Genomic DNA, 25259 nt, shown 5'->3' with positions numbered 1-25259 from the left:
TCCAGCCTCCCCATCCGGAGCCTACTGAGGAAGCGCGGCAAGTCGCCCCAAGAATACGTCGACGACCAGCGGGCGAATAATCCAGGAACTCCGCCGCAAGATGAACTAGCGAGCACACGGAGACCTCTGCCTCCGCTCATCGGTACCAATCGATCCGATCGGCCCGTAACCGCCGGCGATCGATCTCCTCGCGAAGGATGTCGGCGCGGTGTTTCGCGGTGTTACCAAGGAGATGATACCGGCCACCTAAGGCACGATCGGCGGCCACTTGGATCCGGATATTTTCATACAGACGGAGCACGCTCTCGTCGTTCAGATTTTCAATACTCATGACGCAACAAACCTTCGATATGGAAAGGCACCAGCCTTTCTCAACTCACACGGGAGATCAAGTCCCGTGACCGCCGAACGTGACAGACGGAGCCAGCATGCGAGGCGGCCGTGGTGGCGACACGCGCTCTCGCCAAAAGGGGGGCTCTGGCGGGCGGTGTGCTTTACCTCATGCTACGTCACGGAATACATGCACGGAGCGGCACCGCGAAGAGCCAGGGCAATACCACCGTCACGGTGCCCGTACATCCGGAGCCTGAGGGCGGCTCGCGCGGCAAACATCATTGGCGCTGAGGTGTTCACCGGCTGGCTCGCGCGCGGCCGGGTCTTCCCGATGAACAAGAAGGCTTGGGCAACCAAACTCAAGAAATATCCGGTCCTAGCCGGCGCCAATGAACCGAAGAAGAGCTGCCATCGCGTGCGAAAGGCCCGGGCCGAACTTGCGGCTTACGCCGACGGCACCGGGAGCCAGATGATGGCTATGTTCGGATGGACCGACCCGAAGATGCCAGCGCCCTACGTCGCTCAGGCGAATCGATAGAAGCTCGGAATAAGTGGGATGGAAAAAATCGTCACATTCGATGAGGGCCAGCCGCACGATGGTTTTTGGGCCGAGGCCGGAGGCGAACATTGCGAGAACATCGGGCGCGAACGGAGTGTAACTTTCCCGGGTAACATCCGGAAAATATAATGATTTCAATGTGAAATGTGGGTTTGTGGTGCGCTCGGAGGGACTCGAACCCCCACGATTTTACTCACTGCCACCTCAAGGCAGCGCGTCTACCAATTCCGCCACGAGCGCTTTGGGGATGCCGGCCTGAGGCTTGAGGCCTGCCGGATCAACGGCGCCGATCTAACAAATCCATCAGAGGGGTACAAGCCTGCAAAGGCCCCGAATTCCACAAGCTTGGGAAGAAAAATTCCTACAACCAGCCGGCCGCTTACCGGGTCCCGGTCGTGCGCGGCAGCATCTGCTTGACCTCGACCGCGATCCGGTTGCGGTCGACCAGCACGACGCCGGAGGCTACGGGGAGATTATTGGCCAGAACCTTGACCTCGTCGGCCTCGGTTGCGTCCAGCTCGATGATGGCGCCGCGGGAAAGACGTAATACTTGATGGATCGGCATGGTGGTCGTCCCGAGGACGACCATGAGATCCACGGTGACTTTATCGAGAGTAGGCACTGTCAGCACCACCGCAACTTGGGACTAAGGACTATGCACTCGGCATTTGCGCCTGCGATCATCACCCGGTTATGGTTAGCCAATGGTTAATTCGCCCCAAAGCCCCCGCCAAGACTTGGATTTGACGTCATTTTCCGCCGCTGGCGGCGAACCCGTGCAGTGGCGGATTTCGGACGCGCCCGTGCCCTATCTGGAGGCGGTGGCCGACATGGAAGCACGCGTCGCCGCGATCGCGGCAGGCGAGGCCCCCGAGCTGGTCTGGCTGCTCGAACACCCCCCGCTCTACACCTCCGGAACCTCGGGCAAGGACTCCGACGTGCTCGATCCCCGATTCCCGACCTTTGCGACGGGGCGCGGCGGGCAGCTCACCTATCACGGGCCCGGCCAGCGGGTGGCCTATGTCATGCTCGACCTCAAGCGGCGGAGGCCGGACGTTCGGGCCTACGTCGCGAGCCTGGAGGAATTGATCCTGCGCACGCTTGCCGCCTTCAACGTCCGCGGCGAGCGGCGGGAGGACCGGGTCGGCGTCTGGGTGAAGCGGCCCGACAAGGGCGTGGGACACGAGGACAAGATCGCCGCCATCGGCGTGCGGCTGAAGCGCTGGGTCTCGTTCCACGGCATCGCCATCAATGTGGAGCCGGAGTTATCGCATTTCGCCGGCATCGTGCCCTGCGGCGTCGCCGATCCCCGCTACGGCGTCACCTCGCTGGTCGATCTCGGCCAGCTCGTGACCCTGGCTGACGTCGACATCGCGCTCCGACAGGCGTTCGAGGAGCTGTTCGGACCGACCCGCGCTCTGTTGCCGGAAGCCGCGGTCTAACGCTTTCCTGTTGGACACGCACCGGCCCCGTTCTCCGTGAGCGTGGAATCGGCTACGATTGTTTCCGGTGTCGCCCACGCCTCCCCCCTCCGCCGGGAAAGTAGACTTCATGCCGGGCGAAGTGATCATCGGACCGACTGTTCGAGCGCCAGGCATAAGGAGGGATTGCGCTTTCTGCTCGCAATGGGAGGTTTTTACGATGAGACTCTCTGCGCCGATCTATCACCTGAAGCGCAAGGCGAAGCGCCTGTCCCGCGAGGAAGGCATTCCGCTCCACGACGCGCTTGACCGCGTCGCCGCGACGGAAGGTTTTTCCGCCTGGAGCATGCTCGCAGCAAAGGCCGCCGCGGTGACGCCGGCCAACAGGCTGTTTCCGCAATTCCAGCCGGGTGATCTGGTGCTGGTCGGGGCGCGCCCCGGTCAGGGCAAGACCCTGATGAGTCTCGAGCTTGCCGTGGAGGCCATGAAGTCCGGCCATCGCGCCGCATTCTTCTCGCTCGAATATACCGAGAAGGATGTTCTGGGCCGCTTACGCGCGATCGGCGTGGACCCGGCGCAATTCGCCGACATGTTCGAGGTCGATTGCTCCGACACGATCAGCGCCGATTACGTCGTCAAGCAGATGGCCGCCGCGCCCCGCGGCACAGTGGTGGTGATCGACTATCTGCAGCTGCTCGACCAGAGGCGGGAAAACCCCGACTTGACCGTCCAGGTGCTCGCGCTGAAATCCTTCGCACGCGATAAGGGGCTGATCGTCGTCTTCATCTCGCAGATCGACCGGTCCTATGATCCCTCGATCAAGCCCTGCCCCGATCTCGGCGATGTCCGGCTGCCGAACCCCCTGGATCTGAAGCTGTTCGACAAGACCTGCTTCCTGAACAATTCCGAAGTTCAGTTCCGCGCGGCGAGCTGACGATCCCTGCTGCAACGGCCGCGGGTGAGATTACTCACCCGCGGCTTGCGGCATCACGCCGCCTTCAGCGTAACCTCGAGCTTGCCGGCGATGTAGCGGCGCTCCTGGGTCAGACCGCCAAAGCCGTAGGCGTCGCCCTTGACCTCGTCGACATGCAGATAAGTCTCGGAATGCAGCGGGCCCAAAATCCCGGCCATGCGCTCGAACATGGCGGCGAGATAGGCGGCCTTCTCGTCCTTGGTGTTGGTGCCTTCGGTGACGTGGATGTCGATCCAGTAGCTTGCGAGCTTCTGCTCGGCGAGTGACTTGCCGCCGGCGAACCAGTCGCTTGCGTCCACCGACTTCACGATGATGGCGGTGACCTTGGGATCCTTGTGCAGGATCTTTGCGGTGAGCTCGGACACGGCGTTGGCGATATCGGCCTTCAGCGAGGGCGACTGGCGGGTGGTGGTGTAGGACACGGTGATCAGGGGCATGGTCGTTCTCCTCAGAATGTCGCCGAGGCTCGTGCGGCGTTGACGAGAAGCTAGACCCTCGCCCGTCATTTTGGTATCTTATCCTTGTTGATACCAGTGATAAGACTTAGTAATGACAGCCATACTCGACATCGCCACGGTCCAGGCCTTCCTGCTGGTCGCCGACCTCCAGAGCTTTACCCGCACTGCCGAAGCGCTCGGCACGACGCAGGCAGCCGTTAGCCTGAAACTGCAACGGCTGGAGACGCTGCTCGGCAAGCGCCTGGTCGAACGTTCGCCACGCGCGGTCCGCCTTACCGCCGACGGCGCAGCGTTTCTCGATCGCGCCCGCGCGCTGATGCAGGCGCATGACCGCGCGCTCTCGGGCGAGGCATCGGTGGCACAGTCGCTTTCGCTCGGCATCTCCGATCACGCCGCAGGCCCCGAGCTGGTGCCGCTGCTCGAACGCCTGCACGCGATGTCCTCAAACCTCACGCTCGCCGTCACGATCGGCTTCTCGCGCGAAATGCAGGATGCGTATGACGCAGGCCAGCTGGATGCAGTGATCGTCCGCCAGGAAGGCAGCCGTCGCGGCGGCGAGAAACTGACGGAGGACGAATTCGGCTGGTTCGCGTCCAGACGCTTCAGTTTACCGAAGGGTGAGCCGCTGCCACTCGCGACACTCGCCCCACCCTGCGGCGTCCGCGCCATCGCTGTGCGCGCGCTCGACAAGGCCGGCATCGCCTGGCGCGAGCGCTTTGTCGGCGGCGGCGTCACGGCGGTGGTCGCGGCTGTACTCGCAGGACTTGCGATTGCGCCACTGGCGCGGCGGATCGCACCAAGCGGGCTCATCGATATCGGACCTGCGCACAAGCTGCCAAAACTCGGCAGCTCGAAAGTGATGCTGCATTCGAAAGTCAGCGATCCCGCCAAGCTCGCCGCGCTGCGCGCGGTAGCGGCGACGTTTCGGAGCCTGGCGGCTTGACCCCGCGAGCGCTCACAAAATCGCCTCGAATGCGCTGCGCAGCGTCTCGTGCCGAAACACAAAGCCGCGGCTCAGCGCCTTGTTTGGCAGCACGCGCTGACCACCGAGCAGGAGTTCGTCGGCAAAGCCGCCGCCGATCCGGCGCAGCAGGCCGCCGGGAATGCGAAGCACCGTGGGCCGGTGCAGGCAGCGGCCGAGCTCTTCGGTGAATTTTGCGTTGGTGACCGGGATCGGCGCGGTGGCGTTGATGGGGCCGGCGAGATCGGGCGTCGCCATCACATAGGCGATCAGCCGAATGAGGTCGTCGCGCTCGATCCAGGACATCCACTGCCGCCCGGTGCCGATGGGCCCACCGAGGCCGAATTCGAACGGCGTCAGCATGCGCGTGATGAAGCCGCCTTCAGTCCCGAGCACGAGGCCGATACGTAAATTGACCACGCGGACGCCAAGCTCTTCCGCCGGCCCGGCCGCCTTCTCCCAAGCTGCACAGAGCTCATGGCTGAAACAGGCGTGGGACTTCGCGGACTCCGTCAGCACCTGGTCGGCCCATAGTCCGTACCAGCCGATCGCGGAGCCGCTGACCAGCACGTCGGGCTTGTGTTCGAGCCGTGCAATCAGTTTTACGACCTCGCCGGTCATATCGATGCGCGAGCCAAGAATTTTCGCGCGCTTCGCCTCGGTCCACAGGCCGTTGCCGATTGGCTCGCCGGCGAGATTGATGATGGCGTCGATGTGAATGTCCGAGGCGAGCTGGTCGAGGCTTGTGATCAGAGTGACCGGCGGCGGCAGCATCTCGGCCTTCGCGGGGTTGCGGATGAGCGCGATGACGTGATGTCCTGCCCCGCTGAGGCTTGCCGCAAGGCGACTGCCGATGAAGCCGGTGGCGCCGGTGATCAGCACGGTCTTGCGGCCGGGAATTTTTTCAACAAGTCCGTGTGCGAAGACGATCTTCATGCGGCCAAGCCGGCGCATCGCAGCAAAATCCCTGACGCCGCAGAGCGCCGCGCCGACCGCGCAGGCGATGGCGGCGATGCTGAGCAGGCCCTGATAGACCACGGTCGCGCCGAAGGGCTGCATCGCCCAATCGATCAGGACCGGCAGCAGCAGCACCAGGATCGCTCCATAATTGATCGCCAGCAGCGTGTGATTGATCCGCTCGCTCGGCGGCAGCTTTCGGCTCATATCCTCCTCGACGAAATCCATCAGCGTGATGACGATCTCGGCGACCAGGACTGCGACGATCAGCAGCGCGAGCATCCCGAAAACCTCGAGCCAGCCAAGCACGAGGAACAGAAACGCATAAAGCATGTTGCGGATGCCGTGCAGCTTCAATTCAAAACGCTGCGACGGGCGCCAGGCCAGGTGCTCGGTGAATTCGTGGTGATAGAACGTATCGAATACGCCCATCACGATCTGGATGGCGATGAGCGTCCACAACAGCGGCGTCATGATACGGCCTCCCTGAACACGATGGACTGGTGGATCAGCGCGCCGTAACGCGGATGAATGACATCGAGGGTGAAACGGAAGGCGCCCTCGCCGAGATCGCTATGCGTCACCGTGAGATCGCCCGGCGTGAGCCATTGCGGCAGCGGGATCCACAGGCTTCCGAACTGGAGCCCGTAAGCAGCGCTGCGGAAGGTCAGCGCCTGGCCTTCGACCGCGATGCGGAGTGCCATGCAAACGCCGAACCCGACATATTCCTCGAGCCCGGTCGGGCCGGCAAAGCGTTTTGCGGAATGGATCACTTGCGGAAAGCCGCGCTTGCGCGCGCAGATGCGCGTCCAGGTCTGGCCGCCGGTCGCGCCATCCTCGGTGACGGTGACGATCATGGGCACGCCCGTGTCGCGGCCGGTCGGCAGCGGTCCCCCGATCAGGCGCGCGACTTGGGCAAACCACCAGCCGATGTCGCTAAAGCTGACCTCGTCGACGACGCCGACGTAGACCACGCTGTCGCCGTCGGCGACGCGCTTGGAAAAGCGCCGCCAGGTAGCGAGCGGCAGGCGGCCCCAATCCCCGTCCGACAGCAGCGCGCGGAAGCGGCGGTCATCGAGCAGTTTGATGTGAGCGGAAGGAGGTGCGTTGGAGCCTGATAATCTTGCCGACGTCATCAGACCCTCCTCAGACCTACTTTGCCTTGCCCAGCGGCAGCAAATTGGCGATCTTCTCGCCAAGCCGCATCAAGGCGACCAGCCGCGGCCGCGGCACTTTCAGCATCTGCATGAACCAGTGGTCGGCGAGCTCGGTGAAGGCGAGCATCTCCTTGAGCCGCTTGCTCGCGACCGGATTGATGGTCGGGTCGCCGGCGGCATCGGACACGCAGGCCCGCAGTGCGGTGATCGCCGGATCGAGCTCCCGCTCCTTGCGCCGCGCCGCGATGCGCGCCGCGACCTCCCATATGTCGGTCTCGGCCTCGTAATGATCGCGGCGGTCGCCGAGGATCGGCACCCGCCGGATCAGGTTCCAGGCGAGCAGCTCCTTGATCGAGTTGGAGACGTTGGAGCGCGCCATGCCCAGCGTTTCGGCGATATCCTCCGCTGTCATCGGCGCCTCGGCGAGATAGAGCAGCCCGTGGATCTGGCTGACCGAGCGGTTGACGCCCCACCCGTCGCCCATGTCGCCCCAATGCAGAATGAAGCGCTCGACGGCGGCGGGGAGTTTCTTCTTTCCGGTTATTTCTGTCATAACAGAAATATCTGACAATACCGTTCCATTGTCAAGTCGGGCTCGTGGCCCTTACCCTGCATACGGGCCAGCGATTCTGCCTAAAATTGTCCCAGAGGCACGGAACCAAGGATCCCCTATCGCGTTTGCTCCGTTAAGGCGGGGTCCAGGAATGGTCAGAAAAATCAGTCAACAGAGGGACTTGTTCGAAAGCGAGCGCAGTTTCCGGCTGTTGGTTGAAGGGGTTGCCGACTACGCCCTGTACATGCTCGACCCCACCGGGACCATCACGAGCTGGAACATCGGCGGCGAGCGCATCAAGGGCTATTCGTCCGAAGAGATCGTCGGCGAGCATTTTTCCCTCTTTTACACCGAGACCGACCGGGCCAACGGCAGGCCTGCCCGCGCGCTTGGCATTGCCCGTGACAAGGGCCGCTACGAGGAGGAAGGCTGGCGCGTCCGCAAGGACGGCACCTTCTTCTGGGCGAGTGTCGTGATCGACCCGATCTATGAGGACGGCCAGCTCATCGGCTTTGCCAAGATCACGCGCGACATCACCGAGCGGCGCAATGCGCAGATCAAGCTCGAGGCGATGCAGACACAGCTTGCCGAGTCCCAGAAATTCGACGCGCTCGGCCAGCTCACCGGCGGCGTCGCCCACGACTTCAACAATCTCCTGATGATCATCAGCGGCAGTCTTCACATCCTGAAGAAGGGCACGGCCGACGACGCCAAGCTTCAGCGCGCGATCTCCGCGATCGAGACAGCCACCAGGCGCGGCGCCGCATTGACAAACCAGCTCCTGACCTTCGCGCGGCGGCAAAGCGTCAACCCGCAGGCGATCGATTTCGCATCCCGCATCACCGCGATCCGCGAGGTGCTCGACGCCGGTGTCGGCAGCTCGGTGCGTCTGGCTTTCGAGATTGCCCGCGACGTCTGGCCGATCAAGGCTGATGTCACCGAGCTCGAAACCGCCCTGCTCAACCTCGTCATCAATGCCCGTGATGCCATGCCTGACGGCGGCACGGTGACGATCCGCGCGCGCAACATCGTGCTGACCGACCCGCCCCACGCCGGCGAGTTCGTGGGAGTCGATGTCTCCGATACCGGGCTCGGCATCCCCTCCGACGTGCGCGACAAGATCTTCGAACCGTTCTTCACAACCAAGCCGATCGGCAAGGGGACCGGCCTTGGGCTCTCCCAGGTGCACGGCTTCGCCCATCAGGCCGGCGGCACGGTGAGGGTCGCAAGTGAACTCGGCAAGGGCGCCACCTTCACCATCCTGCTGCCGCGTGGCGAAACCGCGCCTTCGCGCGAGACGACGGAGGCGCCATCATTCCACGGCAGCGGCACGGTGTTGCTGGTCGAGGACAATCCGGACGTCGCCGTCGTCAGCATCGGCCTTCTGGAGCAGCTCGGCTATCACGTGCGCCGGGTCGCCGACGCCGAAGCGGCCTTGCGCGAGATCGAGCAGGACGGCGTTGACTTCGTGTTCTCGGATATTGTGATGCCCGGCAAGATGGATGGGCTCAGCCTCGCCCATCATCTGCGCCAGGTCCGCCCCGGCCTGCCGATCCTGCTCGCCACCGGCTACAGCGAAGCCGCCGCCGATGTCCGCGGCGATTTCCCGATCCTGCGCAAGCCCTATGAGATCCACGAGCTCAGCGAGGCGATCGCCAAGCTGCCGCGGTGACTCCGCTACACCGTCGGCAGAACCGAGAACGCTTCCCCTGCCCTGCGCAGGTTCAACTCGTCCACACTGGCCGTCTCGCTGGTGACACTGTCGACGCGCGACGATGGCGGGCCGTGGCGGCACAGGGCGACCATATCGGCGACATGGTTGGGCGCGCCCGCAAGCAGCGCCTCCACGCTGCCGTCGCGGCGGTTGCGGACCCAGCCTTCGAGCCCGCAGGTGATCGCCTGAGATTCGACCCAGGCGCGATAGCCGACGCCCTGGACGCTGCCGCGGATCACGACCTGGAGGATTGCCCGGCTCATTTTTTCAGCCCGAGAAAATTCGCGCTCCGCGCCTTCACGTCAGCGTCGCGCATGACGCGATTGGTCAATTCGGACGACGCGAGACCCTTGAGGTGTTTCGGCGCCGTACCCTCACGCAGCGCTTTAAGCGTGTCGTACACGGCCTGGGTCGCTGCCGAGATCGGCGCGTGGCCCTGGAGCGCAATGCGCACGCGGTTGGTGGCGAGATAGTCGAGCATATTCAATTCCTCCGGCGCGCCGCCCAGCACAATCGGCAGATGTGTGGCCGCTGCGACCGCCTCGAGGTCGGTGCGCGACTTGATGCCGGTGAAGAACAGCGCATCGACGCCGGTCGCCTCATAGGCCTGCGCGCGGCGGATCGTATCGTCGAGCGACGTGATCGAGGCCGCACCGGTGCGGCCGATGATGACAAGCGAGGGATCGCTGCGGCCGTCGAGCGCCGCTTTCATCTTGCCGACGCCTTCTTCGAGCGAGATCAGTTGCGTCCTGGCTTCGCCGAAGGCTGCCGGCAGCAGCGTATCCTCGATGGTGAGGCCGGCCGCCCCCGCCGTCTCCAGCTCCTGCACAGTGCGGCGCACGTTGAGCGCATTGCCATAGCCGTGGTCGGCATCGACCAGCACCGGAAGTTCCGCGGCACGCGACATCCGCCGCATCTGCTCGGCAAGCTCGGTGAGCGTGATCAGGGTGATATCGGGATCGCCGAGCACCGCCAGCGAAGCGACCGAGCCGCCGAACATGCCGATGGGAAAGCCGAGATCCTCGGCAATGCGGATCGAAATGGCGTCGTAGACCGAGCCCGGATGAATGCAGGCCGAGCCCGACAGGATCGATCGCAGTTTTTCGCGGCGGGAACGGAAGGCCATGGTGCTATCTCGGTTGTTGCGGCGCTGTCGCAAAATACTCCGTCATTGCGAGCGCAGCGAGAGCCCCACTCACACCTTACGCAAACTCCAAAATCAGCGCATCCACCGCAAGCGTCGCGCCGGCGCTGGCGTGGACCTTCTTCACGGTGCCGTCCTGCTCGGCGCGGAGCACGTTCTGCATCTTCATGGCTTCGACGACCGCGAGAGTCTCGCCGGCCTTGACCTCCTGCCCCTCGGTCACCGCGATCGAAACCACCAGCCCGGGCATCGGGCAGAGCAGCTTCTTGCCGGTGTCGGCAGCCGTGGTCACCGGCATCAGCCGCGCCGAGGCCGCTTCCGCCTCGGTCCAGACATAGACCGGCACCTCGACGCCCTGGTGCGCGAGGCGGATGCCGTTGGCAATGGGCCGCGTCTGCACTGCAACGACCTGTCCGTCGATCGTGCCTTGCCAAACCGGATCGCCCGGCTTCCACGGCGATTGCAACAGATGCGGATTGCCCGCCTTGCCGTCGGCATCGAGGAAGCGCACCGAAATCGCCTCACCCTCGCGCGCGACCTCGAGCGAAATTTCCTGGCGATCGAGCCACACCGCGCGGCGCCGCTCGCGCTGCACGACGCGGCCGCCCATCTGGCCAGAAATCTGCCGCTTGCGTTCACCAAGCACATGATCGATGGCGGCGCCGACCGCAGCGATCCGCCGCGCGACCTCGCCTTCGGGCACGCGCACCACAAAGCCTTTGGGAAATTCTTCCGCGATGAAGCCGGTCGACAGATTGCCCTCGCGCCAGCGCGGATGGTGCATCAAGGCCGACAGGAACGGGATGTTGTGGCGGATGCCGTCGACATAGAACGAGTCCAGCGCAGTCGCCTGCGCCTCGATCGCGGCCGCGCGCGACGGCGCATGGGTGACGAGCTTGGCGATCATCGGATCGTAATGGATCGAGATCTCGCCGCCTTCCTGCACGCCGGTGTCGTTGCGAACGGTGATGCCGTCCTTGCTCACTTCCGCCGGCGGCCGGTATTTCACCAGACGCCCGATCGAGGGCAGGAAGTTGCGGAAGGGATCCTCCGCATAGAGGCGCGATTCAACCGCCCAGCCCTTGAGCGTGACGTCCTTCTGCGCAATTGCGAGCTTCTCGCCGGCAGCGACGCGGATCATCTGCTCGACGAGATCGATGCCGGTGACGAGCTCGGTGACGGGATGCTCGACCTGGAGGCGCGTGTTCATTTCGAGGAAGAAGAAGCTCTTGTCCTGGCCGGCAACGAACTCGACAGTGCCGGCGGAATCGTAGTTCACGGCCTTGGCCAGTGCGACCGCCTGCTCGCCCATCTTGCGGCGGGTGGCTTCGTCGAGCAGCGGCGACGGCGCCTCCTCGATGACCTTCTGGTTGCGGCGCTGGATCGAGCATTCGCGCTCGCCGAGATAGATGACGTTGCCGTGCTTGTCGCCCAGCACCTGGATCTCGATGTGGCGGGGATCGACGATGAACTTTTCGACGAAGACGCGGTCGTCGCCGAACGAGGCCTTGGCCTCGGCCTTGGCGAGGTTGAAGCCTTCTGCGACTTCGGACTTCGAATGCGCGATGCGCATGCCCTTGCCACCACCGCCGGCGGAGGCCTTGATCATCACGGGATAACCGATCTCATCCGAAATGCGGACCGCATGCTTGTCGTCCTCGATCACGCCGAGATAGCCGGGCACGGTCGAGACATTGGCCTTGGCGGCCGCCTTCTTGGATTCGATCTTGTCGCCCATCGCCGCGATCGCGCCCGGGTTCGGGCCGATGAAGACGATGCCGGCGGCCTCAAGCGCGCGCGGAAAGGCCTCGCGCTCGGAGAGGAAGCCGTAGCCGGGATGAACAGCCTCGGCGCCCGTCTTGCGGCACGCCTCCACGATCTTTTCGATCACCAGGTAGCTCTCGGCCGCGGCCGGCGGGCCGATCAAAACGGCCTCGTCGGCCATCTCGACATGAAGGGCGTCGCGGTCGGCCTCGGAATAGACCGCAACCGTCTGAATTCCCATGCGGCGAGCGGTCTTGATGACCCGGCAGGCGATTTCGCCGCGATTGGCGATCAGGATGCGTTTGAACATGCTTTTCTTGAGTCTCGACCTTGGGCGGGACCCTTCCCTGGCCGTTGGGGCCTATGAGGGACGGGCCGTGTGCCTCCCGTGGTACATCAAAATAGGCCAGAGGCAACGGCCAAAATCCGCGCCCCTGGCGTTCCAGACGGGGCCCAAACCAGCCTGGCTAACCGCTCTGCTACCCCTTCTTGGCCTTGGTCTTGGCCACATCGCGGACCAGGCCATGAATGAAGCCCAGCTTTGCCACCACCGCGGGCGACAGGATGAAGGGATAGAGGTCGCGCATCCCCATCGCGCGGTTGACGCTGTTCATGGCGAAGGTGAAGGGCAGCCATGCGTCGACGATCGTCTGAACGTCCTTTGCCTCGTAAGGGTTGAACCTGATCCGGGTCGACAACTCGCCGTCACGGTCGACCTTGGGTCGCACCTCCATGCCGAACTCGGAGGCCATCTCCAGGGTGTCGACGATGTGGAGATAGTGCGCCCAGGTCTCGGCGAAGTCTTCCCAGGGGTGCGTCGTCGCATAGGCCGAGACGTAGTTCTGCTGCCAGTCCGGCGGCGCACCCTCCGTATAGTGGCGCTGCAGGGCCTGGCCGTAGTCGATCGAATCGTCCCCGAACACCGCGCGGCATTCTTCCAGCTTGCCGCCGTCGTGCACCAGGACATCCCAGAAGTAGTGACCGACCTCGTGGCGGAAATGCCCGAGCAGTGTCCGGTACGGCTCCCCCATCTCGAGCCTGCGCCGTTCTCGCTCGATTTCGTCAGTCTCGGTGAGCGCGATCGTGATCAGGCCGTTGTCATGCCCGGTCAGGATCTTCTGGCCGCTATTCGGATCATCGGCGAGGAAATTGAAGATCAGGCCGTGTTCGGGATTGTCCTGCCGGGTCTGGAGCGGCAGTTTCCAGCGGATCAGGGAATAGAACAGCCGGTGCTTCGCCACCTCCAGCTCGCGCCAGCCCGCGAGCTGCGCGGGATCTGACAGGTCAGGCACGATCCCGTTGTGACGGCAGGCGCGGCAATAGCCGGTGGTATCGTCTGCATCCGTCAGCCAGTTGCAGGCGTCATGCTCAGCATTGCGGCATACCATCCGCCCGTTGCTCTTGTCGGCGAGCGTCGCCCAAGCCTTACCGTCAGCCTCGTCATCGGGCTCGATCGCCGACATCGTCTCCTTCTCCGGCAGGAAGGCGACCCGGTGGCCGCAGCGTTCGCAGGCGCGGTTTTCGAAATAGAGGACGTTGCCGCAGGCCTGGCAGACAAAGAGCTTCAAGGTTTAGCCTCTTCGGAAAGGGAGTTTTTGTGAAAGGATGTCTTGCGCGCCTCGCAAAGACGCCTGCACCGGCCGATCGTTCCAACATCCGGAACAAAATGCCAGCCTGGACGTTGGTTAGACGAACTTTTCCGGCGTTACGCAGACTTTTCCCTGAGATTCCCTCCCCTTTGAGCAATGGCCATCCCGCTCGGTCTGTGTGAGTATCGGTCCGGCATGTGCGCATCCGCATCACAACGGCCGACGCCTTGAACGATCCTTTGCCCGAGTCCAGCGCCGCCGAAAGGCTGCGCCAGCACCTGGAAGACATCGCGCGCGAGCGCGACGATGCCTATCGCGCACTCCAGGAGCGTGAGGCGGAGCTTGCACGCATCCAGCGCATCGGCAAGGTCGGCGGCCTTGAGGTCAACTTCCGCGAGGGCTTCAAGAACCGCCGCTCGCCGGAATATCTGATGATTCATGGGCTGCCGCCCGAGGCCGCCGAGGAGTCGCACGAGGACTGGGTCAGCCGCATCCATCCGGACGACCGCGATGTCGCGGTGAAGCATTTTTTTGATGCGCTGGCCGGCGCGAGCGAAGACTATACCGCCGAATACCGCATTATCCGCCCCAGCGACGGCGAGACGCGCTGGATCCGCGTGGTCGCCAAGATCGAGCGCGCCGCAGACGGCCACGCCATTCGCCTGGTCGGCGCCCACATCGACATCACCGCCCAGATGCTCGCCCGCGAGACGCTGCGCGAGAGCGAGGACCGCTTTCGGCTGATCGCCGACAGCGCGCCGGTGCCGATCTGGGTGACCAAGCTGGACCGCACGCGGTCCTTCGCCAACCAGGCCTATGTCGACTTCGTCGGCCTGCCCTACGATCAGGCCATCGCCTTCGACTGGCGCAAGGTGCTGCATCCGGATGACCTGCCGCATGTGCTGCAACAATCCGTCCAGGGCGAAGCATCGCTGAAGCCCTTCGTGCTGGAGGCGCGCTATAAGGACGCCAGCGGCGAATGGCGCTGGCTGCGTTCGGAATCGCAGCCACGCTGGGACCCTACCGGAAGTCATATCGGCTTCATTGGCGTCGCCCACGACATCACCGCGGCCAAGCAGGCCGAGATCGAGCTGCGGCAGCTCAACGAAACGCTGGAAGAGCGCATCACCGAGCGCACCGCCGAGCTCGAATCCAACGAGGCGCGATTGCGCGCGATCCTGGAGACCAGCAACCAGTATCAGGGACTGGTCAATCTCAAGGGCGAGCTGCTTTACGCCAACAAGACGGCGCTTGATGGCATCCGCGCCAACGCCCAGGACGTCATTGGCAAGCCGTTCTGGGACACGCCCTGGTTCACCGGCTCTGACGGCATGAGCGCGACCGTGCGCGAGGCCTTCGACACCGTGCTGAGGGGCGAAGCGGTGCGAATGGAGATGCGGCTGCGCCTGCCCATCGGCGAACGCGATTTCGAATTCGGCATGCGGCCCGTGCTCGACCGCCACGGCAACATCACCGGTGCCGTGCCCGAGGCCGTCGACATCACTGAGCGCCGCCGCGGCGAGGAAGCGTTGCGGCAGTCGCAGAAGATGGAGGCGATCGGCCAGCTCACCGGCGGGGTCGCGCACGACTTCAACAACCTCCTCACCATCATCCGCTCGGCCACCGACTTCCTACGCCGACGCGAGCTGCCGGAGGAGCGCCGCCGTCGCTATGTCGACGCGATCTCCGACACCGTCGAGCGCGCCTCCAAGCTGACCGCGCAGCTTCTGGCTTTCGCGCGCCGGCAACCCTTGAAGCCGCAGATCTTCAACGTCGGCAGCCAGGTCGAGGGCGTGGCGCAGCTGGTCCGGCCGCTGGTCGGCGGCCGTATCGAGATCGCAGTGGAGGTTCACGATGTCGACTGTTTCACGGTCGCCGACATCGCCCAGTTCGAGACCGCGCTGATCAACCTCGCCATCAACGCCCGTGATGCCATGGAAAGCGAAGGCCGCCTCACCATTGCGGTCCACAAGGTTTTGGGCATTCCGAGCCTACGCGCGCAATCGGCCCGCGGCGGCGACTATGTCGCGATCTCCGTCGCCGACACCGGCAGCGGCATTGCAACGGAAAACATCGACGCCATCTTCGAGCCGTTCTTCACCACCAAGGAAGTCGGCAAGGGCACCGGCCTTGGCCTCAGCCAGGCGTTTGGCTTCGCCAAGCAATCCGAGGGCGACATCGCGGTGACGAGCACGCCAGGAAAGGGCGCGACTTTCACCATCTATCTGCCGCAGGCGCAGAGTCCGTCGGCGGAGAAGGAAGCCGCGGCGCTGACCCACGAGGCTGCCACGACCGGACGCGGCTATCGCGTGCTCGTGGTCGAGGACAACGACGATGTCGGCCAGTTCTCGACAGAGCTATTGGAAGATCTCGGCTACGTCGTCCGCCGCGTCGCCAACGCCAACGCGGCGCTGGCGATCCTCGGCGAGAACGAATTCGCCGTCGATCTCGTCTTCTCCGACGTCATCATGCCCGGCATGAACGGCGTCGAACTCGCTGGCATCATCCGCGAGCGCTATCCGGGCCTCCCCGTCGTGCTCACCAGCGGCTACAGCAATGTGCTGGCCGAAAATGCGCATCGCGGTTTCGAGCTGATCCAGAAGCCCTATTCGGTGGAGTCGCTGTCGCGCATTTTGCGCAAGGCGATCACGGAGAAGCTGTCGGTGGCGCGGTGAGTCTGAAGTTCGAAAGAATCTGCCGCAGGCGCTATCGCGCCGTCGTAAAGCAACGGATTTTGATGATATGAAACCCGTCCTCTTCTCCGCCTGGCAGACCTGGGCGTTGCTCTCCGCCTGTTTTGCCGCGCTGACCGCGATCTTCGCCAAGGTCGGCGTCGAGAACATCAATCCGGATCTGGCGACCTTCATCCGCACCATCGTGGTGCTGCTCGCCTTTTCGCTCCTTCTCTTCTTCACCGGACAGTTCGCGGTGCCCTCGGCGGTCTCCTCAAAGACCTGGCTGTTCCTGGTGCTGTCGGGGCTTGCGACCGGAGCGTCCTGGCTCTGCTATTTCCGTGCGCTCAAGCTCGGACCCGCGACGCTGGTGGCGCCGATCGACAAGCTCAGCGTCGTGCTGGTCGCGATTTTTGCATTCGCCTTTCTCGGCGAGCGCCCGACCGCCCAAGGCTGGTTCGGCATCGCCATGATCGGCGCAGGCGCAGTGCTGCTGGCCGTGAAGTTTTGAGACGGAACAAAGCTCCGCGAGATCAGTTTCTGCCGGGGCGACCGCGCCTCGATCGAGAAGCCGATGTCGAGCCAAAACCCCGAGCAAGCAAGACAGGCCGGCCGTGCGCTGGATGCGGCTAACTTCTTCCTCGCCGACGTCCGCGACGGTCTCGGGCCCTATCTCGCCGTTTATCTCCTCACGGAGCAGCATTGGGACGAAGCGCGTATCGGCCTCGTGATGTCGATCGCAGCCATCGCCGGCATCGTGGCGCAGACGCCGGCCGGCGCGCTGATCGACGCGACGCGGGCGAAGCGGCTCGTGATGGCGGTCGCCGCGGTGTTCGTGACGCTGGCCTCGCTGTTGCTGCCCCTGTTTCCAGGCTTCGGGCCAGTAGCAATCTCGCAAGGCATCGCGCAAGCCGCCGCCGTCATCTTTCCACCCGCGATCGCCGCCGTCTCGCTCGGCATCTTCGGCCATGCCGCCTTCACCCGGCGGATCGGCCGCAACGAAACTTTCAATCATGCCGGCAATGCGGTCGCCGCGGGCGTTGCCGGAGTCTCTGCCTATTGGTTCGGGCCGACCGTCGTGTTCTACCTTCTCGGAGCCATGGCGGTTGCGAGCCTCATCAGCATTGTTGCGATCCCAGAACGGGCCATCGACCACAACCTTGCCCGCGGGTTGGACAATGCGGATACGCGGAGCGAACATCCCTCGGGCTTCGCCGTGCTGCTGACCTGCCGTCCCCTGCTCGTCTTCGCGATCTGCGTCCTGCTGTTCCATCTCTCCAACGCCGCCATGCTGCCGCTGGTCGGGCAAAAGCTCGCGCTTCAGGACAAGAATATGGGCACCAGCCTGATGTCGGCCTGCATCGTCGCCGCACAATTGGTGATGGTGCCGTTCGCGATGCTGGTCGGCGCGAAGGCCGACCGCTGGGGCCACAAGCGCCTCTTCCTCGCCGCGCTGTTGATCCTGCCGGTCCGCAGCGCGCTCTACACATTGTCCGACAATCCGTTCTGGCTGGTCGGGGTGCAGCTTCTCGACGGCGTCGGCGCCGGTATCTTTGGCGCGATCTTCCCCGTGATCATCGCCGACCTCATGCGCAACACCGGACGCTTCAACGTCGCGCAAGGCGCTGTCATTACCGCCCAGAGCATTGGCGCTGCGTTGTCGACGACGCTCGCTGGCTTCGTCGTGGTCGGCGCCGGTTACAGTGCGGCGTTCATCACGCTCGGCGTGGTGGCCGCCATCGGTGCCGTCATTTGCCTGATCGCCCTTCCTGAAACGCGGCAAACCGCTTATGTCGCTCCGCGACCGCAGGGGAAGACAGCGGCTCCGGCATCCGCTATCGCTGCCGAATGAACCGACTCCAGCTGAAGGACTGACCCGTGCCGACTGCGCCGCATGACGCCATCTGGGCCTGGAGCATCATCGTGGCCGCAACCGCGGGCGTCATCATCCGTCCGTTCCGTCTGCCCGAGGCGATCTGGGCCGTGCTCGGCGCGAGTGCCCTCGTGCTGCTCGGCCTCCTGCCATGGCAGGATGCGCTCGTCGGCATCGAGAAAGGCGTCGACGTCTATCTGTTCCTGATCGGCATGATGCTGATCGCAGAGTTGGCGCGGCTCGAAGGCCTGTTCGACTATCTCGCAGCCCTTGCGGTGGAATATGCAGGCGGTTCGCCGCAGCGGCTGTTTTTGCTGATCTATATCGTCGGCACGGTCGTAACCGTGCTGCTCTCCAACGATGCCACCGCAATCGTGCTGACGCCCGCGGTCTATGCCGCGACGCGCGCGGCCGGCGCCAAGCCGCTGCCCTATCTTTTCGTCTGCGCCTTCATTGCGAACGCCGCAAGCTTCGTGCTGCCGATTTCCAACCCCGCCAACCTCGTCGTATTCGGCGCGCGCATGCCGCAACTCACTGAATGGCTGCGCCTGTTCGCCCTGCCTTCGGCGGCCTCGATCCTGCTGACTTATGTTGTGCTGCGCCTGACCCAGCACCGCGCGCTAAAGGACGACACCATCGCACGCAGCGTGCCGCATCCGACGCTCGGCCGCGGAGGCAAGCTGACGGCCGCAGGCATCGTCGCCATCAGTGTCGTGCTGGTCACGGCCTCCGCGCTGGACAAGCCGCTCGGCCTGCCGACGTTCGTCTGCGGCGTGGTCACCGCGGCTATTGTGCTGCTGATCAGCCGTCAATCACCCCTGCCGGTGCTCAGGGGCGTGTCGTGGAGCGTGCTGCCGCTGGTCGGTGGGCTCTTCGTGATGGTGGAAGCGCTGCTCAAGACCGGCGTAATCGGGCAACTCAGCGCGCTGCTGCATGAAGCGGTCGCGCAATCGGTCCCGCAAGCCGCCTGGAGCGTCGGCGTCGCGACCGCAATCGCCACCAACATTGCCAATAATCTGCCGGTCGGCCTCGTCGCGGGCTCGGTCGCGGCCAGCGATCACCTGCCAGCGCCCGTGGTGAGCGCCCTTTTGATCGGCGTCGATCTCGGACCCAATTTGTCAGTGACCGGCTCGCTCGCGACCATTCTCTGGCTGGTCGCACTCCGCCGCGAAAAAATCGAGGTCGGCGCCTGGCCTTTCCTCAAGCTCGGCATGCTGGTGACGCCGCCGGCCCTGATCGCGGCCTTGGCGGCCGCGATCAGGTAACTTGCGGGATCAATCGTTCTCGTAGCCGTAGACTTCCGGCAGGATGAAGATTGCGGCGAGCAATCCGATCAGCGGGAAGATTGCGACGAACAGCGTGGCGCCGGCTTGCCCGATCGCCGCGAACAGCGACGGGAACAGGAAGATCGCCAGGAACGACGGCAGCTTCACGAACATGTAGGCGAAGCCGCTGGCGGTGCCGCGATATTTCGGCTTCGCGACCATGGTCGGGATCGTCATGCAGTTCGACGCGTCCCAATAGTGGCCCCACAGCATGGCCGCCGCCGCAAACGGCAGCAGCATCTTGTTGTCGGTGTAGAGCGCGAAGGCGGCAACCAGCAGCGACGCCAGCACGATGGAGAAGCCGGCGATCGCGATGCCGCGATGGCCGATCTTCGGCGTCAGCAGCGGTCCGACCCAGCCTGACACCGCGGCAAAGCAGAACAGCGCCATCGTCACCAGGTTGTTGCCGAGCACGCTCGACACGCCGACCATCACGAACAGCACCGGCAAATAGAACGCGAACGTCGAGAACTCGCTGCCCTGGGCAAAACAGGCGATCCAGCCGTAGATCGTGGCGCGCCAGCGGATCGGATCCTTCTTGAGATCGGCGATGAAGGCGCTGGTGCTGACCTTCGGCATCACCACGTCGTGGTCCGGCAGCATGGCGAGATCGTCGTTGAACATCTCGCGCGCGACCTGCTTGGCTTCGCGGAAGCGTCCCTTCTGCACCAGCCACACCGCCGTCTCCGGCACGTCATGGCGCATGATCAGGATGATCAGCGCCGGCACCGCGCCGAGGCCGAGCGTCACGCGCCACAGCATCTCGTGCTGAATGTCGAGCAGCAGGAAGATCACGATGACGCCGATGGTCAGGACCTCGCCGACCGCGAACATGAACTGCCAGCGGTTGCCCATGACCTCGCGCTCACCCTTGGCCATGGATTCCATGATGTAGGTGTACCCGGTCGAAATGTCGGAGCCGAGGGGAACGCCGAGCAGGAAGCGGATCACGACCAGCCAGCCGACGCTGGGCACGAAGGCCTGCGCCAGCGCGAGGACGATGAACATCACCATCGTGATGAGGAACATCACGCGGCGGCCGATCTTGTCAGATAGCCAACCGCCGAGCAGCGCGCCAATCAGGGCGCCACCTTGCGTGCCGGCCGCCGCAAGGCCCAGCATCAACGGATCGGGGTTGTACTGCTCGCGGATAAAGATCAGGACGAAGGCGATCGAATAGAGATCCCAGGCTTCGACCAGGATCGAGGCCATCATCAACCAGCCGACCTTGTTACCCTTGGGACTGTAGTTCGTAATGAGGTAGCGGACTGCCGCTTCGCTCGCGGTTGGTTGTGGCACGGCCATCGTTGACATGTTTGTTTGGTCCTCTCTTCAAAGCTCTTTACGCGCCCAGTAGCGGCTCGATGCTGCAATCAAGCAGGCGCGGGTCGATCCCCGTCTCCATGCCCGTGAACATGTGGTCCATGTAATCGATCAGTGCATCGCTCGCCTTCACGGCGTCCTCGACACGGCGGCCGGCGACCGCGGCCAGGATGGCGAGATGGTGATCGATCGTGCCTGACAAATCGGTCTGTCCCGGCATGAAGCGGTGATGGATGTAGCCGATGCGGCGGTACAGCGTGTGCAGCGGCCGCAGCGTATGCACCAGAAAGGGCTCGCCCGCCGCCTCCAGCACCAGCGCATCGATGCGGCGGTCGATGCTGTTGAATTCGTCGAGGCTCAAGGTCGCGCGGCGCTCGCGCAGGAGACGCTCGATGTGCAGCGCCTGATTGCGGTGCGAGAGGCTGGCGCGATCGGCCGCGAGCCGGACCACGAAGCGCTCCATGTCGCGGCGCAAACCCAACAGCATGCGCTCACGCGCGAGATCGATCGGCGCGATATGCAAGCCATGGCGCGGGCGAATGATGATGAGCGTATCGTTCGCGAGACGATTGACGGCGTGATGCACCGGCGTGCGGCCGAAGCCCGTGATCTGCTGCAATTCCAGCATGGTCATGAACTGGCCGGGCTTGAGCTCGCAATGGACGAGGAGCTCTTCGATCCTCTGATAGGCCAACTCGAAAAAGTTGAGACGGTTGCGCCGAGAGGGCTTGCCCTCGCCGTCGTCCTCGTTTCTCACCACCTCGAGCGCGCGCTTGCGCCGTGCCATTAATTCCTCCCGTTGGCCTGCGCTCTCGCATTGCAGGGCGGCGCCTTATTTGTCGCACCCTTAAAACATGTTGTGATATATTACAAGCGGGCGTAAGACTTTCGCCGACCCGCCAGATGTTGCGGTGCAGAATGAAAACACGACGGGCGCGAGGCGCCTTTATGGGAGGACAATCGCTGTGAAGATCACGTCGATCGAGACGCTGCGCACCGAGGAATTTTCCAACGTCATCTGGGTGCGGGTTCACACCGATACGGGCATGATCGGTCTTGGCGAGACCTTCTATGGCGCGGGCGCGGTCGAAGCGCAGATCCACGACACCTTTGCCGGCCGCCTGCTCGGCCGCAATCCCCTGCACATCGAAGCCATCCATCGCGACATGCTCAACCTGCCGATGGCGCAGTCCTCGACCGGCGTCGAATATCGCGCGGCCTCCGCGATCGACATCGCGCTGTGGGACCTGTTCGGCAAGGTCTGCAACCAGCCGGTGCACCAGATGCTCGGCGGCCTCTGCCGCGACAAGCAGCGCATCTACAACACCTGCGCCGGCACCCAATATGTCCGCTCGACCAATATCAGCCCGGTGTCGAACTGGAATCTCGGCGCCTCCAAAGGTCCCTACGAGGATCTCGACGGCTTCATGAACCACGCCGGTGCGCTCGCCGAAAACCTGCTGGAGAGCGGCATCTCGGCGATGAAGATCTGGCCGTTCGATCCCGCGGCCCAGGAGAACAAGGGCCTGTACATCACCGCCGCCCAGATGAAGCAGGCGATCGAGCCGTTCGAGAAGATCCGCAAGGCCGTCGGCGACAAGATGGAGATCATGGTCGAACTCCACTCGCTCTGGAACCTGCCGACCGCAAAACAGATCGCGCGCGCGCTCGAGCCTTACAAGCCGACCTGGTACGAAGATCCGATCCGCATGAACTCGCCGCAGGCGCTGGCCGAATATGCGCGCTCGACCGATGTCTGGGTCTGCGCCAGCGAGACGCTGGGCTCGCGCTTCCCCTACAAGGACATGCTCGACCGCGATGCCATGCATGTAGTGATGGCGGATTTGTGCTGGACCGGCGGCCTCACCGAAGGCCGCAAGATCGCAGCGATGGCCGAAACTTATCACCGGCCCTTTGCGCCGCACGATTGCATCGGCCCGATCGGCTTCATCGCCGCCATCCACATGTCGTTCAGCCAGCCCAACACACTGATCCAGGAATCGGTGCGTGCCTTCTACAAGGGCTGGTACAATGAACTCGTCACCACCATGCCGACAATCAAGGACGGCTATGTCTTCCCGATGGAGGGACCCGGCCTTGGCGTCGATCTGTTGCCCGCGGTGTTCGATCGCAGCGATCTCACCGTGCGCCGTTCCAACGCCTGAGGATTTCTTGAGATGAGCACCGCCCTGTTTGACCTCTCCGGCCGCACCGCGCTCGTGACCGGCTCTTCCCGCGGGCTCGGCCGCGCCATTGCCGAGGGCATGGCGAAAGCGGGCGCCAAGATCATCGTCAATGGCGTCGATCCCAAGCGCGTCGAGCAGGCTGTCGCCGAGTTTCGGAGTGCCGGGCATCAGGCCGAGGGCGCGGCGTTCAACGTCACCGACGAGCCCGCGATCGTCGCGGCCTTCGAGCGCTTCGACCGCGAAGGGCTCGAGGTCGATATTCTCGTAAACAATGCCGGCATCCAGCACCGCAAGCCGCTGGTGGAATTCACCACCGACGAGTGGCGCAAGGTGATCGAGACCAACCTCACCAGCGCCTTCGTGATCGGCCGCGAGGCCGGCAAGCGCATGATCCCGCGCAAGCACGGCAAGATCATCAACATCGGCTCGCTCGGCAGCGAGCTGGCGCGCCCGACGATCGCGCCCTACACCGCCGCCAAGGGCGGCATCAAGAACCTCACCCGCTCGATGGCGGTGGAATGGGCCCAGCACGGCATCCAGGCCAATGCGATCGGCCCCGGCTACATGCTGACCGACATGAACGAGGCGCTGGTCAACAACACCGATTTCAACACCTGGCTGATGGGCCGTGTCCCCTCGAAGCGCTGGGGCAGGCCCGATGAGCTGGTCGGCGCGGCAATCTTCCTCGCATCCGACGCATCCACTTACGTCAACGGCCAAATCATCTATGTCGATGGCGGCATGATCGCTGCGATGTGATCGGGAATAAGGGAGCATCAGCCATGCGTGCCGTCGTCATTCACGCACCGAAAGACCTGCGGATCGACAGCTATCCCGATCCGGCGCCCGGTCCGGGTGAAGTCCGCGTCAAGATCGCCAATGGCGGCATCTGCGGCTCCGATCTGCATTATTATCATCACGGCGGCTTCGGCGTCGTGCGCATCCAGCAGCCGATGGCGCTGGGCCATGAGATCGCGGGCGTGGTCGCGGCTGTCGGCGACGGCGTCACCAGCGTGAAGGCCGGCATGCGCGTCGCCGTCAATCCGAGCAAGCCGTGCGGCCAGTGCCAGCATTGCCAGGAAGGCATGCGCAACCAGTGCCTGGACATGCGCTTCCTCGGCAGCGCGATGCGCTTTCCGCATGTGCAGGGCGGCTTTCGCGAATTTCTGACCGTGGATGCCACGCAGGCGGTTCCGATCGCCGACAAGCTGTCACTGGCGGAAGCGGCCGTCGCCGAACCGCTCGCGGTGTGCCTGCATGCCGGCAAGCAGGCCGGCCCCCTCCTCGGCAAGCGCGTGCTGATCACCGGCTGCGGCCCGATCGGCGCGCTGATGATTTTGGTTTCGCGCTTCGGCGGCGCCGCCGAGATCGTGGTGACCGATGTCGCCGACGCGCCGCTCGCGGTCGCCAGGAAGCTTGGTGCAACTCACGCCATCAATGTCGCAACCAATGCCACAGCGCTCGATCCCTGGCGCGCCGGCAAGGGCGTGTTCGACACGCTGTTCGAGGCCTCCGGCAACCAGGCTGCGCTTCGCGCCGCACTCGACGTGCTCCGGCCAGGCGCGACGCTCGTCCAGCTCGGCCTCGGCGGTGAGATGACGCTGCCGATCAATTCCATCGTCGCCAAGGAATTGCAGCTCCGCGGCACCTTTCGCTTCGACCCCGAGTTCGAGCTTGCGGTGCGGCTGATGGGCGAAGGTCTGATCGACGTGAAGCCGCTGATCACGGCGACCATGCCGTTCGAGAACGCGGTCGCGGCCTTCGAGCTCGCCAGCGACCGCGCACAGTCGATGAAGGTGCAGTTGACGTTCTGAGGCTGGTCAAAGCCTCAGGGCTGCGCCAGCGCGGCCATCACCTCGCGGGACACGAAGATCTCTGCACGCTCCCACGACTCATCATTGTCGCCGCGGAAGGTGTAGAGCTTATCCATCACGACCTTCCTGGCGCCGACGTCGATCACCGCGACCTTGGCCCATTGCACCAGCGTGCTCGTCTTCTGGATGCCTCCGATGACTTTGAACGCCGCCCCCTCCTGCGGCGCAAGCCGGTAGCGCGGGTCGGCCGCGATGTCCCGGCGGAGTGCGACCATGAACGCCTGGAGCCGCCTGTCGTGGGCGGCGGACTGATCGGTGGGCTCGGCTGAGGTATCGGCATAGCTGAAGTCGTCGAGAGCAATAGTGGTGGTCTCGGCGGCGGCTGCCCGGCCATCCAGCCCGGCGCCGAGGAGAACAAGAAGAGACAGGAACGACAGGGTGCGGCGCATGGCGGGCCTCTCATGAAGGAGAAGCCGCAAGCTA

25 protein-coding genes and 1 tRNA gene are annotated in these 25259 nt (G+C 64.1%); 12 read left to right on the top strand and 14 right to left on the bottom strand.

Annotation, left to right across the window (positions count from 1 at the left end):
* Window positions 1-136 precede the first annotated feature (136 nt).
* Window positions 137-331, bottom strand: coding sequence for a hypothetical protein (locus tag ACPPVR_RS18200; RefSeq protein ID WP_426615539.1), 195 nt, complete (start codon window positions 329-331; stop codon window positions 137-139).
* A gap of 294 nt (window positions 332-625) precedes the next feature.
* Between ACPPVR_RS18200 and ACPPVR_RS18195 the strand changes: the two genes are divergently transcribed.
* Window positions 626-871 (top strand): hypothetical protein, encoded by a 246-nt coding sequence (locus ACPPVR_RS18195; protein WP_426615538.1) that lies wholly within the window; start codon window positions 626-628, stop codon window positions 869-871.
* A gap of 176 nt (window positions 872-1047) precedes the next feature.
* Here ACPPVR_RS18195 and ACPPVR_RS18190 read toward each other — a convergent pair.
* Window positions 1048-1132, bottom strand: a tRNA-Leu gene (locus ACPPVR_RS18190).
* Between the two features lie 139 nt (window positions 1133-1271).
* Window positions 1272-1514 carry a FliM/FliN family flagellar motor switch protein gene (locus ACPPVR_RS18185; protein WP_015685538.1) on the bottom strand — a complete coding sequence of 81 codons (243 nt, stop codon included), beginning with the start codon at window positions 1512-1514 and terminating at the stop codon, window positions 1272-1274.
* 82 nt (window positions 1515-1596) lie between these two features.
* Between ACPPVR_RS18185 and lipB the strand changes: the two genes are divergently transcribed.
* Window positions 1597-2334, top strand: coding sequence for a lipoyl(octanoyl) transferase LipB (gene lipB, locus ACPPVR_RS18180; protein WP_426615537.1), 738 nt, complete (start codon window positions 1597-1599; stop codon window positions 2332-2334).
* Window positions 2335-2533: 199 nt separating this feature from the next.
* Window positions 2534-3247 carry a DNA helicase gene (locus tag ACPPVR_RS18175; protein WP_426615536.1) on the top strand — a complete coding sequence of 238 codons (714 nt, stop codon included), beginning with the start codon at window positions 2534-2536 and terminating at the stop codon, window positions 3245-3247.
* A 53-nt stretch (window positions 3248-3300) separates the two neighbouring features.
* On the opposite strand, the gene ACPPVR_RS18170 is transcribed toward ACPPVR_RS18175, so the two are convergent.
* A complete protein-coding gene (locus ACPPVR_RS18170) occupies window positions 3301-3723 on the bottom strand; it encodes a tautomerase family protein (protein ID WP_426615535.1) in 423 nt (140 codons plus the stop codon).
* A 112-nt stretch (window positions 3724-3835) separates the two neighbouring features.
* Between ACPPVR_RS18170 and ACPPVR_RS18165 the strand changes: the two genes are divergently transcribed.
* The gene (locus ACPPVR_RS18165; RefSeq protein ID WP_426615534.1) at window positions 3836-4687 is read left to right on the top strand and encodes a LysR family transcriptional regulator; all 852 of its coding nucleotides are present in this window, start codon (window positions 3836-3838) and stop codon (window positions 4685-4687) included.
* Between the two features lie 12 nt (window positions 4688-4699).
* On the opposite strand, the gene ACPPVR_RS18160 is transcribed toward ACPPVR_RS18165, so the two are convergent.
* From ACPPVR_RS18160 to ACPPVR_RS18150, 3 genes are read right to left on the bottom strand one after another with little or no spacing between them, the layout of a single operon-like run.
* Entirely contained in the window at window positions 4700-6136 is a 1437-nt protein-coding gene (locus tag ACPPVR_RS18160) for a TIGR01777 family oxidoreductase (RefSeq protein WP_426615533.1), read from the bottom strand.
* Window positions 6133-6798: a DUF4166 domain-containing protein gene (locus ACPPVR_RS18155; RefSeq protein WP_426615532.1), complete on the bottom strand. Its 666-nt coding sequence runs from the start codon at window positions 6796-6798 to the stop codon at window positions 6133-6135. Before ACPPVR_RS18155 ends, ACPPVR_RS18160 begins: the two co-directional genes overlap by 4 nt.
* A gap of 16 nt (window positions 6799-6814) precedes the next feature.
* A complete protein-coding gene (locus tag ACPPVR_RS18150; protein WP_426615531.1) occupies window positions 6815-7372 on the bottom strand; it encodes a GbsR/MarR family transcriptional regulator in 558 nt (185 codons plus the stop codon).
* A gap of 151 nt (window positions 7373-7523) precedes the next feature.
* Here ACPPVR_RS18150 and ACPPVR_RS18145 point away from each other — a divergent pair, with 151 nt between their 5' ends.
* Window positions 7524-9044, top strand: a complete 1521-nt coding sequence (locus tag ACPPVR_RS18145; RefSeq protein WP_426615530.1) for an ATP-binding protein — start codon at window positions 7524-7526, stop codon at window positions 9042-9044.
* Between the two features lie 5 nt (window positions 9045-9049).
* On the opposite strand, the gene ACPPVR_RS18140 is transcribed toward ACPPVR_RS18145, so the two are convergent.
* The 4 genes from ACPPVR_RS18140 to ACPPVR_RS18125 form a co-directional block, all read right to left on the bottom strand.
* Entirely contained in the window at window positions 9050-9349 is a 300-nt protein-coding gene (locus tag ACPPVR_RS18140) for an acylphosphatase (protein WP_426615529.1), read from the bottom strand.
* Complete coding sequence (locus tag ACPPVR_RS18135) at window positions 9346-10212, bottom strand: isocitrate lyase/PEP mutase family protein (protein ID WP_426615528.1); 867 nt, start codon at window positions 10210-10212, stop codon at window positions 9346-9348. The genes ACPPVR_RS18140 and ACPPVR_RS18135 overlap by 4 nt, the downstream gene beginning before the upstream one ends.
* A gap of 76 nt (window positions 10213-10288) precedes the next feature.
* Window positions 10289-12304 carry an acetyl-CoA carboxylase biotin carboxylase subunit gene (locus ACPPVR_RS18130; RefSeq protein WP_426615527.1) on the bottom strand — a complete coding sequence of 672 codons (2016 nt, stop codon included), beginning with the start codon at window positions 12302-12304 and terminating at the stop codon, window positions 10289-10291.
* A gap of 169 nt (window positions 12305-12473) precedes the next feature.
* The gene (locus tag ACPPVR_RS18125) at window positions 12474-13562 is read right to left on the bottom strand and encodes a zinc-binding metallopeptidase family protein (protein WP_426615526.1); all 1089 of its coding nucleotides are present in this window, start codon (window positions 13560-13562) and stop codon (window positions 12474-12476) included.
* Between the two features lie 218 nt (window positions 13563-13780).
* Between ACPPVR_RS18125 and ACPPVR_RS18120 the strand changes: the two genes are divergently transcribed.
* The 4 genes from ACPPVR_RS18120 to ACPPVR_RS18105 all read left to right on the top strand — a co-directional run bounded on the left by ACPPVR_RS18120 (window position 13781) and on the right by ACPPVR_RS18105 (window position 19393).
* Window positions 13781-16258 carry a PAS domain S-box protein gene (locus ACPPVR_RS18120; protein ID WP_426615525.1) on the top strand — a complete coding sequence of 826 codons (2478 nt, stop codon included), beginning with the start codon at window positions 13781-13783 and terminating at the stop codon, window positions 16256-16258.
* A gap of 67 nt (window positions 16259-16325) precedes the next feature.
* On the top strand, window positions 16326-16766 hold the full coding sequence (locus tag ACPPVR_RS18115; RefSeq protein WP_426615524.1) for an EamA family transporter: 441 nt from the start codon (window positions 16326-16328) through the stop codon (window positions 16764-16766).
* A 63-nt stretch (window positions 16767-16829) separates the two neighbouring features.
* Window positions 16830-18107, top strand: a complete 1278-nt coding sequence (locus ACPPVR_RS18110; protein ID WP_426615523.1) for an MFS transporter — start codon at window positions 16830-16832, stop codon at window positions 18105-18107.
* 26 nt (window positions 18108-18133) lie between these two features.
* Window positions 18134-19393: an arsenic transporter gene (locus tag ACPPVR_RS18105; RefSeq protein WP_426615522.1), complete on the top strand. Its 1260-nt coding sequence runs from the start codon at window positions 18134-18136 to the stop codon at window positions 19391-19393.
* A 9-nt stretch (window positions 19394-19402) separates the two neighbouring features.
* Here ACPPVR_RS18105 and ACPPVR_RS18100 read toward each other — a convergent pair whose 3' ends face one another.
* Together ACPPVR_RS18100 and ACPPVR_RS18095 are read right to left on the bottom strand one after the other, a co-directional pair.
* Complete coding sequence (locus ACPPVR_RS18100) at window positions 19403-20767, bottom strand: MFS transporter (RefSeq protein WP_426615521.1); 1365 nt, start codon at window positions 20765-20767, stop codon at window positions 19403-19405.
* Between the two features lie 28 nt (window positions 20768-20795).
* Window positions 20796-21563 (bottom strand): GntR family transcriptional regulator, encoded by a 768-nt coding sequence (locus tag ACPPVR_RS18095; protein ID WP_426615520.1) that lies wholly within the window; start codon window positions 21561-21563, stop codon window positions 20796-20798.
* Window positions 21564-21741: 178 nt separating this feature from the next.
* Here ACPPVR_RS18095 and ACPPVR_RS18090 point away from each other — a divergent pair, with 178 nt between their 5' ends.
* The 3 genes from ACPPVR_RS18090 to ACPPVR_RS18080 are packed head-to-tail and all read left to right on the top strand — an operon-like array spanning window position 21742 to window position 24776.
* Window positions 21742-22941, top strand: a complete 1200-nt coding sequence (locus ACPPVR_RS18090; protein ID WP_426615519.1) for a mandelate racemase/muconate lactonizing enzyme family protein — start codon at window positions 21742-21744, stop codon at window positions 22939-22941.
* Window positions 22942-22953: 12 nt separating this feature from the next.
* Complete coding sequence (locus ACPPVR_RS18085; RefSeq protein ID WP_426615518.1) at window positions 22954-23721, top strand: SDR family oxidoreductase; 768 nt, start codon at window positions 22954-22956, stop codon at window positions 23719-23721.
* Between the two features lie 23 nt (window positions 23722-23744).
* Window positions 23745-24776 carry an L-idonate 5-dehydrogenase gene (locus tag ACPPVR_RS18080; RefSeq protein WP_426615517.1) on the top strand — a complete coding sequence of 344 codons (1032 nt, stop codon included), beginning with the start codon at window positions 23745-23747 and terminating at the stop codon, window positions 24774-24776.
* A 14-nt stretch (window positions 24777-24790) separates the two neighbouring features.
* Here ACPPVR_RS18080 and ACPPVR_RS18075 read toward each other — a convergent pair whose 3' ends face one another.
* Window positions 24791-25225 (bottom strand): DUF2380 domain-containing protein, encoded by a 435-nt coding sequence (locus ACPPVR_RS18075; RefSeq protein WP_426615516.1) that lies wholly within the window; start codon window positions 25223-25225, stop codon window positions 24791-24793.
* Window positions 25226-25259 lie beyond the last annotated feature (34 nt).

It is taken from the genome of Bradyrhizobium sp. McL0616 (genome assembly GCF_049993385.1).
Taxonomy (GTDB): Bacteria; Pseudomonadota; Alphaproteobacteria; order Rhizobiales; family Xanthobacteraceae; genus Bradyrhizobium.
Note: the sequence above shows the minus strand (reverse complement) of the source record. Positions and strands in the feature narration are given on the sequence as shown.